This window comes from Paenibacillus sp. G34 (assembly GCF_056856875.1).
Genome location: NZ_CM166469.1, coordinates 1,672,492 through 1,687,207, shown reverse-complemented (window position 1 = coordinate 1,687,207; position 14,716 = coordinate 1,672,492). Strand labels below are relative to the sequence as shown.

14 protein-coding genes are annotated in these 14,716 nt (G+C 45.7%); 3 read left to right on the top strand and 11 right to left on the bottom strand.

Annotated features, from left to right (window positions below; all coding sequences use genetic code 11):
- Positions 1 to 92: 92 nt before the first annotated feature.
- The 9 genes from AC1VYS_RS07430 to AC1VYS_RS07390 form a co-directional block, all read right to left on the bottom strand.
- Positions 93 to 1,970 (bottom strand): transglycosylase domain-containing protein, encoded by a 1,878-nt coding sequence (locus AC1VYS_RS07430; RefSeq protein WP_482934493.1) that lies wholly within the window; start codon positions 1,968 to 1,970, stop codon positions 93 to 95.
- Positions 1,964 to 2,404, bottom strand: coding sequence for a hypothetical protein (locus AC1VYS_RS07425; RefSeq protein ID WP_482913671.1), 441 nt, complete (start codon positions 2,402 to 2,404; stop codon positions 1,964 to 1,966). The genes AC1VYS_RS07430 and AC1VYS_RS07425 overlap by 7 nt, the downstream gene beginning before the upstream one ends.
- 148 nt (positions 2,405 to 2,552) lie before the next feature.
- Positions 2,553 to 3,686 carry a sensor histidine kinase gene (locus AC1VYS_RS07420; protein ID WP_482913670.1) on the bottom strand — a complete coding sequence of 378 codons (1,134 nt, stop codon included), beginning with the start codon at positions 3,684 to 3,686 and terminating at the stop codon, positions 2,553 to 2,555.
- A gap of 48 nt (positions 3,687 to 3,734) precedes the next feature.
- Positions 3,735 to 4,439, bottom strand: a complete 705-nt coding sequence (locus AC1VYS_RS07415) for a response regulator transcription factor (RefSeq protein ID WP_482913669.1) — start codon at positions 4,437 to 4,439, stop codon at positions 3,735 to 3,737.
- A 60-nt stretch (positions 4,440 to 4,499) separates the two neighbouring features.
- Complete coding sequence (locus AC1VYS_RS07410; RefSeq protein WP_482913668.1) at positions 4,500 to 5,459, bottom strand: aminoglycoside phosphotransferase family protein; 960 nt, start codon at positions 5,457 to 5,459, stop codon at positions 4,500 to 4,502.
- 140 nt (positions 5,460 to 5,599) lie between these two features.
- Positions 5,600 to 6,058 carry a DinB family protein gene (locus AC1VYS_RS07405; RefSeq protein ID WP_482913667.1) on the bottom strand — a complete coding sequence of 153 codons (459 nt, stop codon included), beginning with the start codon at positions 6,056 to 6,058 and terminating at the stop codon, positions 5,600 to 5,602.
- Positions 6,059 to 6,298: 240 nt separating this feature from the next.
- On the bottom strand, positions 6,299 to 7,249 hold the full coding sequence (locus AC1VYS_RS07400) for a DUF1963 domain-containing protein (protein ID WP_482913666.1): 951 nt from the start codon (positions 7,247 to 7,249) through the stop codon (positions 6,299 to 6,301).
- A gap of 146 nt (positions 7,250 to 7,395) precedes the next feature.
- The gene (locus AC1VYS_RS07395; protein WP_482913665.1) at positions 7,396 to 8,685 is read right to left on the bottom strand and encodes an ammonium transporter; all 1,290 of its coding nucleotides are present in this window, start codon (positions 8,683 to 8,685) and stop codon (positions 7,396 to 7,398) included.
- Complete coding sequence (locus AC1VYS_RS07390; RefSeq protein ID WP_482913664.1) at positions 8,682 to 9,101, bottom strand: hypothetical protein; 420 nt, start codon at positions 9,099 to 9,101, stop codon at positions 8,682 to 8,684. Before AC1VYS_RS07390 ends, AC1VYS_RS07395 begins: the two co-directional genes overlap by 4 nt.
- 292 nt (positions 9,102 to 9,393) lie before the next feature.
- Here AC1VYS_RS07390 and AC1VYS_RS07385 point away from each other — a divergent pair, with 292 nt between their 5' ends.
- Positions 9,394 to 9,885: a DinB family protein gene (locus AC1VYS_RS07385; RefSeq protein WP_482913663.1), complete on the top strand. Its 492-nt coding sequence runs from the start codon at positions 9,394 to 9,396 to the stop codon at positions 9,883 to 9,885.
- A gap of 77 nt (positions 9,886 to 9,962) precedes the next feature.
- On the opposite strand, the gene AC1VYS_RS07380 is transcribed toward AC1VYS_RS07385, so the two are convergent.
- Both AC1VYS_RS07380 and AC1VYS_RS07375 read right to left on the bottom strand, forming a co-directional pair.
- Complete coding sequence (locus AC1VYS_RS07380) at positions 9,963 to 10,493, bottom strand: GNAT family N-acetyltransferase (RefSeq protein ID WP_482913662.1); 531 nt, start codon at positions 10,491 to 10,493, stop codon at positions 9,963 to 9,965.
- Between the two features lie 164 nt (positions 10,494 to 10,657).
- Positions 10,658 to 11,710, bottom strand: coding sequence for a M23 family metallopeptidase (locus tag AC1VYS_RS07375; RefSeq protein WP_482913661.1), 1,053 nt, complete (start codon positions 11,708 to 11,710; stop codon positions 10,658 to 10,660).
- 246 nt (positions 11,711 to 11,956) lie between these two features.
- Here AC1VYS_RS07375 and AC1VYS_RS07370 point away from each other — a divergent pair, with 246 nt between their 5' ends.
- Together AC1VYS_RS07370 and AC1VYS_RS07365 are read left to right on the top strand one after the other, a co-directional pair.
- Positions 11,957 to 12,727 carry a response regulator transcription factor gene (locus AC1VYS_RS07370; RefSeq protein ID WP_482913660.1) on the top strand — a complete coding sequence of 257 codons (771 nt, stop codon included), beginning with the start codon at positions 11,957 to 11,959 and terminating at the stop codon, positions 12,725 to 12,727.
- Positions 12,724 to 14,487, top strand: a complete 1,764-nt coding sequence (locus AC1VYS_RS07365; protein ID WP_482913659.1) for a sensor histidine kinase — start codon at positions 12,724 to 12,726, stop codon at positions 14,485 to 14,487. Before AC1VYS_RS07370 ends, AC1VYS_RS07365 begins: the two co-directional genes overlap by 4 nt.
- Positions 14,488 to 14,716: the final 229 nt, after the last annotated feature.

The following is a 14,716-nucleotide window of genomic DNA, read 5'->3' as shown; positions in this document are numbered from 1 at the left end:
ACATCTATTATAGCTCGAAAATTGAATTTGTGTTATAAAAAGGATAATATTCCCTGATAGATTGAGCACGATTACAAATTTATTCTTTCTTTTTATTGCTTGCTCCGTTTCATCACCGTCCCGAATAACTCTGCTGCAGTGCCGCTTCCCGAATGTAAGTAATGTTTGGCATCCGTATAATCAAATCCCATCCACACTACCCCCGTCCATTCCCGTGTATAACCAGCGAACCAGATATCCCGATTCGCTCCCTTGGGCGCATTTGTTAATGCCGCCTGTGTCGTGCCCGTTTTGCCAGCTACGTCTTCCTGAGATAGCTGAGCACGTTTTCCTGTTCCTTGAGCAACGACAAGTTGCAGCATACTGGTTATCTCTTGAGCTGTTCGCTTCGTGATGACCTGTTTATTTTCAGAGCTATGCTTATAGATCACTCTTCCTTGAGCATCTGTGATTTCACGGATCAGATGGGCACGATTGAATTTCCCCTCATTAGCAAAAACAGCATAGGCCTGCGCCAGTTTCATCGGCGAAATCCCCTGATGTAGGCCCCCAAGAGCCACGGACAGATTCATATCTTCATTCTGCAACTCAATCCCCAATCGCTGAGCGAACCCTTTAGCCTGTTTCAACCCGATCTCATGCAGTAGCCATACAGCTGGTGCATTAATTGATTTTTGCATTGCCTCGGATAACGACACTGTACCTCTGTATCTTCCTCCCACATTACCCGGCTGATAATCCCCGTAACGCGTGAGTCGATCAGGCAGCATACTTGCTGGCTCGAATTGTCCTGACTCTAACGCAGGCCCATAGACGATGACTGGCTTAAAAACAGATCCAGGCTGTCTTGCATCCATCAATGCCCGATTGATATCACCCTTTGCAGGCGTTCGGCCGCCCATCAGACCCTTCACTTCGCCATTATGTTGATCAAGGATAACCATGCTGGCCTGTACATGTTGATCTTCTCGGTCGTCCGGGAACCAGACACGCTCCGCAAAAGTTTCCTCCATGGCCCGCTGTGCACTTGCATTCAACCCGGTTTTAATCGTCCACCCTGCTGAGCGAATCTCGTTTTCACTCTTGCCGGTGAGACGTGAAGCCTCCTGCATTACGGCATCTATCGCAGATATATAAGAAGGTGAATCGAACCCTCGTGCTGGCCCAGTTAACATGTTCTCCGTACTTGAAACAGGCGGTTTATACTTTACAGCTGCCTCCTTCTTCATCTGCTCGTCTGTAATAATCCCCTGTTCATGCATCAGTGACAGTACCACACTGCGTCGCTCTTGGGAAAGCATTTCATTATCCACCGGATTATAAATAGACGGTCCTTTGGGAATACCAGCAAGCGTAGCGATCTGCCATAGTTTCAATTGATGCAGATCCTGCACACCGAAATAACGCCATGCCGCTGCCTTAACGCCATACTGCTGCCGCCCCATATAAATCTCATTCAGATACATTTCGAGAATTTCATCCTTTGAATACTTTTTCTCTATCTCTATTGCAATGGATAACTCATTTATTTTGCGGGTAACGGTCTTACTACCGTTCAGATACAAATTCCTGGCCAGTTGTTGTGTGATCGAGCTTCCACCTTGACTCCAATTCATATGAATCATATTTTGTACCATGGCTCTGCCCACACCAATAACATCTACACCGGCATGACGGTAGAAACGTCGATCCTCGGTAACTAAAAAGGCCTGTTTCATTATATCCGGCATTTCATGTAGGCTTGCATAGGTTGAATACCCACGGTTTGGTGTGGCTAACCTGGTGATTTCATGTCCAGCCTCATCAAGAATTAACGAAGACGAAACTTGTTGTATTGCCTCCGGTTGGTGACGAATAACGAGCTTCCCATACGAAAACAGATAAACATACAGCAAGATCAATAGAACTGCTGCAACAACAGCAAGATCGTAGAGTCGATACAATTTGCGTTTAATTTTCATACTTAACATGAAGTTTCCTCGGATTCACCCTTGATCGATGAACGATCCTGATTCGTCATGAGAGCAGCGATCGCGTTGATCTGATCACTTAATTGCCTTAGCTCCCCGTTGCTTAAGACCCGAGTTGGTTCAGGTGTCCGCCCCCTTGCAAGTTCATGGGTTACCCGGACAAGGCTTTGAATGTCATCCGTTATTTTCTGAGAGCGAATCCAGAAAAACAAAGCAAACAAACCTCCACCTATAAATAAAATGAGCGGTTTTTTCCCAATATGATTGATCCCCCAATGCACCATATGAGTGAACCACGCTGCCTCGTGATACATTAAGCGATATGCTAATCTCATGATCTGATACATAACAAAAAGAAGCACTGCGCTAAGAAGCGCACTTGCTCCGCAAATATATATGTATTTCATTCGAACTGTATTAAATCTGGAACTCATCTTCGGTACCCTCCCCATACTTCTAACAAAGTGATAGAGGTAGCATACCGAACAGTTCTTAAAGAAGCGTTGTTAACTTCTTATCAAATTCTTAATTTACATATCCAAAGCTTAATATGAGAGGTATGATATGAACATTCTACTCTTCCTACTCTTCCAATGGCGTATGGACGGGTGGTTTTATGGCTGGAAAACGGGTAACAAAATCCGTCCGGCCCTGATCGCTATAAGCGGCAATCTGCCCCTGATGCAGTTCTATCATGGATTTGGCAATGGCAAGTCCCAGTCCTGTGCCTCCTGTATCACGAGAACGTGATTTATCTACCCGATAGAAACGTTCAAACAAATGTGGTAAGTCCTGAGCCGGGATCGGTTCTCCGTAATTGCTGATACGTACCACAGCTTCTCCTTCTTCAAGAGCAAGGCCAATTTCCATTACTTTGCCCGTTGCACCATATCGAATCGCATTGCTGAACAAGTTTTCATAGGCTCTAACGAGTTCTCCCGGAGCAGCCTGAATCCATAATGGATCTTGTCCTCCAACGATCGTATAGGTCATGCCTGCTTCTTCAAGCATTGGAGCAAATTCTTCGGCGAGTTGCATCAGGAACGGGGGCAGATTCAGTGGTTTTAAAGACAACGGCAGACTTCCTCCGCTGACTCGCGTATATTCAAACAAATCATCAATCAGCTTGCGTAACGTTAAAGATTTCTCATACGCGATACTAACGTAATAACGCATTTCCAATTCATCCTGATACCGGTCCTTTTCAATATATTCCAAGAATCCGAGAATCGAGGTTAAGGGTGTCCTCAGATCATGCGAAATGCCTGTAATCAGATCATTTTTGGCCTTAACCGCACTTCGTTCCTCCTCAAGCGATCTCTGCAATTGCTCCGCCATCTGATTGATACTTGCCGCAACCACACCGAACTCATCGGAAGTCCTCACCTCAATCCGATGAGATAGTTCTCCTTTGGCTACCTCCTGAATTCCCGCTGTAATCTCATCCAGCACAACCATTACTTTGCGGGTGAACAGAAAGAAAAACAGCACAAAGCAGATGATTCCTACGGCAATCATCAGCGGAACAGAACCAATATGATTCACTAACCAGCGAACTACTTGTCCGGGGAAAGTGTAATTCGGATAACGCTGGTTTTCCAGAATCGTCTCGCCCACTTTGCCTGCCCCATACAGTATCACCGCAGTCAAAATACCGCTCAACAAAAATGCATAAATAAATTTCCAACGTACCGTATTAATCAGTTTTGAATTCATTGTAGAAACTCCCTGCCTGTAACATTCCACCTGCTCGTAACCTTCAACTTACATCGGTTTCATCATCTTATATCCCACACCCCATACGGTCTGTATAAACTTAGGATGTTTACTGTCTTGTTCAATCTTCTCACGAAGTTTACGAATATGCACCATAACAGTATTGTTGGACTCCATGAAATCTTCTTTCCAGACTTGACGGTAAATCTGCTCCATACTAAGTACTGATCCTTGATGACGAGCGAGCAGTTCTAACACAGCAAACTCACGGGGAGTCAGGTGAACAGGCTTGTCATCGACCCAAACTTCATGTGTATCGGTATTAATAATAAGATCATCAATTACCCACTCGTGCTCCTTGCTCTCCCTGCCCTCGTTAAATGTGTGATACCTGCGAAGTTGGGATTTTGCTCTAGCTACAAGCTCAAGCGGATTGAACGGCTTCGTTAAATAATCATCGGCACCAATACTTAAACCTGTAATTTTATCCATATCTGTGCTCTTCGCGGACAACATGATAATCGGCATTTTCTGCTCTTCACGGATTTTCATACAGGCTTCAATTCCGTCCATATTCGGCATCATGATATCCAAAACAATCAAGTCAACCACTTCTGTCTTCAGCAGTTCCAGCGCCTGCATTCCGTCATTCGCAGTAAAAATCCGGTATCCTTCATTACCAAAATAAATTTCCATCAATTTAATAATATCCTGCTCATCATCGACAAGCAGTATGGATGCTGGTTGTGCCACGGCATTTTTCCTTTCTGCTTCACAAATGCTACATCGGTTTAACCCAACTACTAATGCAATCTATCTGTTCACAGTATACCACCTTGGAATCATACTACGGAAATCATCATGATCATTCCGCACACGTTCAATCTTCATCATCATCTGCTCGGTCTCCTCTGGCTTCACGTTCTGAATCCACACCACGGAAGATATCAGCGCCATGGCCATATACAGAGAGTACATCTTCCAGAAACCCTCATCCGGTTCATGCCCATCAAAATATCCATGTATCTGTCCAATTGAGTATGGAATGCTGATCTCTGTAGCAAATAACCCCAGCTTCAAAAACTCATGCACAGGGTCGCCTTGATCTGCACGGTTAAAATCAATCACTCCTGCCAGTTCACCCTTGTTCACTATCAGATTAGCTGGATGAAAATCATCATGCTGAAAACCATCGGGACGGTCTTTCATCCATTCCAAATGTTCTTCAATAAAATTCAGAATATACTGATCACTGTCCATCACAACAGGGCACGCGTTGTATCGATCCACGTACCGTCGATGCTTCTTACTTTTCCGTATGTACCAGGACTCGGCCTGCTTCTCTATAGCTAACTGATGAATGCGCCCTAACTCTGCACCTGCTTTCAGGCCGATGGAATACTGCTGCTGCTCACTCATCGAAGGCAATATTTCGGAAGCATCTTCTCCCTCAAGATAACTCAAAATCATATATCCACTGTTCTCATCCAACCTGCCAACGCCAAGCGGTGTAGAGCATAGAACCCCCATCTCTCTCAACGCTGCCAAAACATGAGTCTCTTGTCGCTTGTCATCCATATCACGAAAAGGAAAGATTCGCAGCAACATATTTCTTTGATCAGGAACAACGACTTTGAACTTATGATCCAGGGAATATCCTCTGGATATACGTTCTACCTGTAGAGCATTTCGAAGTTCAGGAATCCCTGTCACAATCTCCAGCATGCCGCTCTCACTCGAAGATGAATTCTGGTTATACATAAATTCTACCAACTTAACCCCTCCATTATTAGATGTAAGTCACAAGTCGGCTTATGTCAAAGAATACCTGCATAAATTTACGTACATCCCCTCGTATCCCGGTTAATGCACTTTATACCTTTACCTGATATGTATTGATTATATGTATTCATTTAAGCAAACATTGCCGTTTGGGGTTCTTTTCCCGTCAAGGTTAACATCGTATAGAGTTGCCCCCTATGATGGTACATATGCCCCATCATCTCAAGCAGCCATTCCAAGCGACTATAAGAAGCACCCCAATAAGATGTTGTTACATGAAGCAACTCTTCCGTTGTAAACTGCATATATCGTTGATACAGAAAGTTTCGATTCTCAATAAGTGCCTGCTTGATTTGGTTTACGGAGCACACACGGTTCTCTTGATAAAATTGAGCCATCTCATCCTCTGATGCACCTTCGGATATGTACAAGTCTGCACGGCAGACTAAGGCCAGATGCGAGAGCAACTCTCTTATAGAACGCTTCCCTTCAATCGGAGTCAACTCTAAATCTTCTTCACTTAATTGGCTGCAAATATCAACTAAAGATGCAACCGCCGTATCAATATGTTTGAATGCAGACTGAATCAACATTATCACTTCCTTTTCATTCCATTATACAGAACATATGATCCCATTTCAAGTCATTAACTTCTTCTAACTATATAAACATGCTGGTGCCTCAAATTAACATATACGCACAAAAAAATCCCTCCTCCTCTTATAGACGGAATGCGGGACATTTTGTTACAACTATTGAATAATTATTCGCCTAATTTATGGAATGACAATGGTATAACATTCGAACTCCGTATAAATATGAATTATAACTTAACTGGAATAGATCGAACAACATGTGTGATCAAATTGTTCATCCTCCAGATCAGCGCTTCGAATGAAAAACTGCAGTTCACCGCAATCCAGCCACTGAAAACCTATGGCATCATGCGTATCTATTTTTAACAGCAGAAGTGTATCGGATAATTCCTCCCATGTGCGCTCTTCATCCCCATCATAATGAGCCGTTAACTTCTTCACACATTCCTGCTCGCTGCCGCCGTATACCTCTCCCAGCTCAATATAACTCAAGGCCTGATGTTCTGCATCAGGATGTTGTCCGTCAGGATAGCCAAACATTCCACCCCAATTGAGCGGGCTAGGATGGTTCCAATCCGATTCGAACGCCCGATAACGGTCAAACAAACTTCCTGCCAGCGTCCCCTCTTCATCAGAAGTTATTTCGCTAGCAATCCCCTGTTCATTGAGCGCGGTGGCGTCTATATATGCATATGTAGGAACCTCCAGGTTAGGCAGCACGGTAACCGCATGAGCTACGGTAGGTTCTCCTCCCAGTGCGGTAACCCCATCAGGCTCACGATTTACAAGGTTATGTGTAGAGGGTTCGTAGATCACCCGATGTTCAATTGGATAAGCAGCATCCACACTGCCAATGAAAAAGTATAACATCCCCCGCTCCGGCAACGTTCCGCGCCCGTCATTCGGCGTATACGGAGATAAATCCACCATATTCAGCTGGGCCAGAAAAGTCATCGGAACCCCATCTTCCGTAAGCGGCCAGTCCAGATCATCCGGCAGATCAGGATGTCCACCGACACGCGAATTTCCTGTTCTGCGATACTCATCGGGCGTGGATACATCCAGGCGAATACCCCAGCGCCCAGCATTCAGCACCAGATCGGCAATAGCTCCGAGACCGTATTCTTCTTCGAGGGTTTTACGTGCTTTTCTAGTCAGACGTTCACATTGTTCCGGCTTAATCATATAGATCCTCCCTTTTTGACGTTACACCTATGCTGAGACATATTCACGTTCACACCTGTATATTCTTCCGCCTTGTCTTTTTTCCCTGCTTTCTGTGTAAAAAAGAGGCTGACCTCCGTCAGCCCCTATCTCTTCATATACGATTGTTATCGATTTGAATCAGAAGACTTCTGTTGATAGGCAATCATATGCTCCTCACCATCCAGAAATTCATGTGACTGATGCGCAGCCATCACCCCATGATAACTGATATCCAGACCAAGGTCTTCCTCTTCCTCGGTTGAACGGACAGGAACCACTCTACCTATAAGCTTCAGCCCGAACCAGGTCATGGCGAATCCCCAAACGATCAGTGCGGTTAGACCCAGCACCTGAACGCCAAGCAGCCGCCAGCCGCCGCCCATGAACAAACCTCCGTCTGTAGCAAACAAACCTACAGCAACAGTCCCCCACATTCCCGAGACAGCATGAACCGGAAAAGCACCTACCGGATCATCAATTCGCATACGATCCAGCCAGTTGGTTGCCGCCATCATCAACAGACCGGAGACTGCACCGATAAATATCGCCGCCAGATCACCTACAAATGCACAGCCCGCCGTGATGCCTACCAGTCCTGCAAGTGAACCGTTAATGACGGACGGTGCATCGGAACGATTAAAGCGGAACAAGGTATAGAGCAACGTAGCCGCACCACCCGCAGCTGCGGACAGCATCGTCACAATGGCGATGTGACCGATTCTGACATCTGTGGCACTCAATGTACTTCCCGCATTAAATCCAAACCAGCCAAACCATAACAGGAAGGCGCCCACCGAAGCCAGCGGCAGATTGCTTGGCAACGCAATCGCACTTACGCCAAGCGGTGTGTATTTCCCTTTACGTGGCCCGATAATAATAGCTGCCGCCAGTGCAGAGAAACCGCCCAGTGCGTGAATCACCGCTGAACCGGCAAAATCCTGCATGCCGAGCTGACTGAGCCAGCCGCCACCCCAAGCCCAGTGTCCGCCAATCGGATAAATAACCGCCGTCATCAAGATGATATATAGTAGGTATGCACGGAAATTGATCCGTTCAGCTACGGCACCGGATACGATTGAAATGACCGCAATCGTGAACGCGGCTTGGAATAGCCAAAACGTCTCCAGGGATACCGGAACGTTCAGATGAGAGAGATCACCGTTCAGGAAAAAACCTGTCACTCCTATAAACCCTCCAGCATCTGAACCATACATCAAGCCAAAACCAATCGCGTAAAACAATAATGTGCCAATCGTAATATCAGCAAATACTTTCATGATGATATTCACACTATTTTTATAACGTACAAACCCAGCCTCCAGCAGGGCAAATCCGCCCTCCATCAACAAAATCATCGCTGCGCTGAGAACAACCCAGACCGTGTCGATCCCGGAGCTTAACGTTTCCAAAGTCATGCCTGTACATCCTCCGTTTCACTAAGCTGTCTGATCTCGCGGATAATTTCAGGCGAAAGTTCAATCTCTTCCTGCCGATTATGATTAGCGCTCTGAATACGTTCCATGATCAGATCAAGGTCACGGATGCGCCTGCGAATCTGCTCCATCTTGCGGAATCGTTCCTTCACTTGCACCATATATTCCACCGCTTGGTGATGAGAAGCCGGGCGCCCCGCAAACCATTTGCGAACAGGCGATAACGACTGATAAGCTATTTCCTCAGCTCTTCGCTTTTGTTCAAACTGTTCAATCTTCTGTTTAAGCGTTTCAATCTCATTTTCTTTTTTGACCTTCAACCGTTCGATAAGGTACAATAGATCGGACGATGATATTTGCAATGCTGTATGGTGATACATCTCGTCGATTACTAACATATCATGTCAGGACTCCTTACATATCAAGTTACTTGTACCGATTATAGTTTGCCGGGGTGTGCCCGTCAATCTTTTTTTGGTTTTACGGACGATGATATATACGATTCAGCATATCCCATCCAAGGGTATGTTTTTATTTTCTTCATAAATTCATCTAACAGAGGTGATTGTACGAAAAGTTGGCAATTACACATACTATGTTCTATGCTAAGTAAACAGGATTCGATATGTTCCGTTGGACATATGAAAACAGCAATGTTATTGTAATAAACCTACAGAGAGGATGTTATGAATGTTTGAACGTAATGACGAAATACGAGGCCGAATCTGGGAAGCTATCTCTGGATTAGATGAAACTCAATTGAACCAGAAACCTGCCCCGGAACAATGGAGCATTATGCAAGTGCTGCGGCACTTACATCTGATGGAAAATGTGATCACCAAACAGGCTCGGCTCGCCCTGGAAAAAGAACAAAATGTGTCCGTTGAGAAAAAACCTTATGAAATGTCTCTGGACCGCAGCCGATCTGTCGAAGCCCCTCCTCATGTGCAGCCCAAAGCTGAGCCTGAGACACTTGCTGATATTCGCACCGATCTCGCTGCGTCCCATCAAGCACTGGAACAATTTGCACAGGAGCATGAACTCGACCTGCTGCGCAGCAAGTCTTTCCCTCACCCGGCATTCGGTGAGATGGATCTTGCACAATGGATCGTTTTTACAAGTTATCATGAAGAACGCCATCTGGGACAGATTCAGGAGATCAAACAGCGGCTTGGTTTGTAAAACAGTCTGTAAAATAAATAGAGAAAAACCTCCGCATTCCACTTATTGTGGATACGGAGGTTTTTCTCTATTCAGATCTACGCCTTTTCCAGGCGGTGGTCTTCTTCTATTTTTTTGCCCATAATCACGAGATCCCGGTTGACGCCGTCCAGCACTGCCACCTCAGGATAGAATCCCCACTGTTCGAAGCCATGCTTGCGCAATAAACCCAGACTAGGCTCATTATGACCAAATACAAATCCCAGAATCGTTGTAACTCCCAGCGTAGGACAAGCCTCAAATACCGTATTCAGCAACAGCCCACCGGCCCCAATTCCTCGGCACTGCTGATCGACGTATACGCTGACTTCCACCGTCCCATTGTACGCCGGGCGCCCATAAAACGAACTCAAACTGGCCCATGCGACAACCTGTCCGTCCCGTTTCATTACCCATAGAGGACGACGATCCGGTGTATGCTCATTGAACCATGGCAATCGTTGCTCTACCGTCACCGGTTCCAAATCCGCCGTTACCATGCGGCTCTCAATCGTAGAATTATAGATCTCAACAATTCTATGCAAATCTTCAAGACGTGCGTATTCGATCTGTACCTTTTCCAGTGCCATTCCCTATTCCTCCATTAATCCAGCTCTTATATCATTTCGAAGCCAAGTTCACGGCTCTAATTTATAGAGGTTATTATAATGGAAAAGGGAAGCTGGCGTATAGCATGTAGAATATCCATACCGGGACAACAAGCGTTATCCAATAATAGTTCCGCCTGTCCTGCTTACTCTGGCAGTCCCTGAACGGTATTGCCCCGTGTCAACTCCTGGCTCTGATCGGCCCAGCGAATGTTGAGTGAACGTGAGGTGAACAGGTCTGGACCATCGGATACCTGGAAGTGCAAGTGAGCTTCACTGGAGTTGCCCGAATTACCCAGATCCCCGATGCGATCACCCTGCTTGACTTTATCCCCTTTTTTCACCGCTACACTGCCTTTTTTGATATGCCCCGTGATACTGTATTCTTTATTGCCATGATCGATAACCACATAATTACCCGCCGGCTCTTCCGGATTCATCACGCCAGGCACGTTATCCTCAATATCGTTCTTGATCTCCACTACCGTACCATCAGCAGCAGCATAGAGCGGCTGACCAAAGGCATAATAGTTGGCATTATCCTTGGCATCGCCCTGATAACTCGCCCCGTCTTTTGTCTGAACAATATCGAGTGCATAGCGCTGCGTTTCATGCTCGTAATGATAATTCTCCAGAACAGTATGACCTCCCCAGAAGACATACATCTCTCCTTTCATCGGGAACTGAAACTCAGTCTTGGTCAGCTTGTTATCTGTATCGGGATGCGGTTCCAGTGGAGTAATCCTCAATCCGGCAATCTGATGATCTTCTGTAAAATAGGCGAGAATCCCCTTGGTCCCTGTATCGTCTGTCCACGCATGTTCCGTCAAACCATTCATCTCAGAATCTACCACCTGCTTCCACGACTTCACTCCTTTCAAAAAGCTGTCAGCAGATGCCTTGAAATCTTCCAAGGAAACAGCTTGTTTCATGTCAGGAGTAAACTGATTATAAATTGCATCTTTGGAACCATTCGTTAGTGTATCGACTAGATTGTCTGGTGTTACCTGTGGATCTGTCGAACCAGCATTTGGTTCTTTGCTTGAAGAGTCACCGTTATCCTTTTGATCCTTCACCTGTTCTGCAGCTTGCTTCTCGGCCTGCTCTGCTTCGTCGGAGGTAATTTTGTTACTTGTACAAGCAGAGAGAACAGCACATGCTGTCACGGTTAAAAGGAGTAGTTTCCATTTCCTATTCATTATTCAACACCCTTTCTGTTTATCTTTTCTTTTTCTTTTTCTTTTCCTTTTCCTTACCTACCTCAAATTTACATCATGAGTCTTATGGTTAATCTAACCTTCCCTTACGTCTAGTTAAATTTATCGCCCTACCTAAGCTTTATAATTAAGCTTCTGTTAAGGCAACCTATCTTCCAATTGGTCTCAAGAATGTTATGATGGGCAATATAGCAAGAAGGAGAGTTAAGAGGAGGTTAGCATTACATCATGGATCATGTCTCACTACTGCTTGTTGATGATGAACAAGCGATTTTACATATGCTCAAAACCGTACTGCTCAAAGAACAGTTTCTCGATATTGATACGGTCACTACAGGTGAAGCAGCGCTCGAAGCATGCAACAACAAAACGTATCATTGTATCGTGCTGGATATTATGCTTCCAGGGAAAAGCGGCTTGGAAATCTGTCCTTTTCTAAGGCAGGTCACAGATGCCCCTATCCTGTTTTTAACCGCCAAAACAACGGATTATGACAAACTGACCGGATTTGCCGTTGGCGGTGATGATTATGTCGTCAAACCGTTTAACCCGCTGGAAGTCGTTGCAAGAATCAAATCATTGCTTAATCGCTATTTGCCTTCCAAAACGACAGCGGTTTCGCAACAACCACAAAGCATTTCGCCACACGTAAATACGTCATCAAACAACCTATCGCAAGGTATTTATGATTTTGGACGATTCCAAGTATTCGAACTGGCTGGGGAGCTTCGTGTTGAAGGACAGGCTGTAACCTGCCCGGCACTGGTGTTCCAGTTACTTCTCTTCTTCTGCAAACATCCGAACCGAATCTTCACCAAGTCTGAACTGTATGAACGGGTGTGGGGCTCAGAAGCCATCAGCGACGATAACACCGTTATGGTGCATATTCACCGCATTCGGGAACGCATCGAAGCAGACCCTTCCAATCCGGCGTTTCTCGTCAATGTGCGAGGTTTGGGGTACAAGCTGATCCAGCCTAGCAACTTGTCACGGTCATGAGTATACGCCGCAAGTTATTAACTCGGTTCATCGGTATGCTCACTGGCACCGTGATTCTGATTATTTTGTTAGGATCAATCGCTACCATCTGGGTTTTGCAGAAAGTGAACGAAGTGGATCTGGTCGATGACTTTGCAAACAACGGATTGGATCAACTTATTAATACCGCCGAGATCCTGCCGGATAACACCATACGATACGATCCCGATCTGCTCAAGCAAGTGGATAAAAATCACGGCTGGCTTCAGGTTCTGGATGAAAAAGGCTATGTCATCGACGATTATCACGTCCCGTCCGATGTACCAGACCACTACAAACCAGGAGAATTGATCGCCTACTGGGAAGCTAATAAACCATTTCCCTATCAGCTATCCATGTTGATCCGGGAGAAGGACGGGAAATATTTTACGTTGTTATACGGAGAGCGAAATGCGGCCAAATCCTTACTTGATGAAATCCGTCCAAAGCTTTCGTATGCCAGCGGCAAACTGACTGTGAAACCAGCGGAGCAAGAAACGATTCGCAAAGCAGATGCCTACATCCAGATATTGGACCCTTATGGAAAAGAAATCGACTCTTACAACAAACCGACTGTTGGCGTGCCTAGCCAGTACAGTATTCAGGATCTCGTTCTCCAAGTTCGTTACCCGAATCGTTCAGGCATATCGGTTGCCACATGGTACGATAACCAAAACGAAACGACTTGGATGGCAAGTGTACGGATTGATTCAACTGTTGCTGAGAAACAGAATCCGTACGCTTTTATTCTGGAACCTGCGCTGATCGTCTTGATCTTGTCCATAATTGCGCTGCTGATTTTACTCGCTTTCTGGTACGCTAATCGATTCGGTGCTCCGATGCTGCACATGCTTCAGTGGCTGCAACGTCTGGAGAAAGGGCAGTATGAGGAACCAACTGGAGCATCAGGTATTCCGCGGAGCCAACGTCGCAATGGAAAATGGAAGCGTAAATATCAAGTGTATGGTGACGTACTTCACTCCATGCAAGCTTTGTCCCATACACTTAAGCAGGATGAGGAACTACGGAAACAAACGGATTCGCTTCGAGAGGAATGGATCGCTGGCATCACGCACGACCTCAAGACACCTCTTTCCTCCATTCAGGGATACGCGCATATGCTGGAAACGGACAAGTACAGCTGGACGGCTGAAGAAGTTCGAGAATTCGCAGGCATCATGATCGACAAATCCATGTATATGGACAGGCTTGTGAATGATCTGGCGATGACCTATCGTCTACGGAGTGGAGGGTATCAACCCGAAGCAGCACGAACTGACGTAAATACGCTACTTCATAATCTCGTGCAGCGAGCCGAGCGCAACCCGGCTTATGGCGAAGGACGTATTGTTTTTCAATCTGCAGACGCACCTGTCTATGGGCTAGTGCACGTTCCTTCTTTTGAACGGATTGTAGATAATCTCACGGCTAATGCTCTGCTTCACAACCCGCCCGATTCTATTCTTGTTGTTCGTGTGCATGCTGGAGGGCAAGAAGGCGAATTCACAATTGAGTTTGCTGACAATGGACAAGGCATGAGCCCGGAGACGGTATGGAAGCTATTTGAACGGTATTATCGCGGAACAGATACGGGCACAAGCGATGTAGGATCAGGACTCGGCATGGCGGTCACCAGAGGTTTAATTGAGGCCATGAAAGGTCGAATTGAAGTGTCTTCCACACCTGGAGAAGGAACAACGATTCGGTTGATCTGGATGCAAAATGCAAAAGAAATGGACTAGCCTGTATTTGAATATTCCACTTGACCTTTCCATTTTCAGTCTATATAATCGACTCTCAAGTAACACCTGTTCCAATGATTACATTAAATTCTACACACTACAGGATCAACGGATCTGAAATATGCCTGTATTATTCAGCTCGTTGCATCCTTCATATTTAGCGATGACCAGAGACATGATTTGCATTGCGTGCTGCCCAGAGAGAGAAGGGATTGGTGAAACCTTCTTC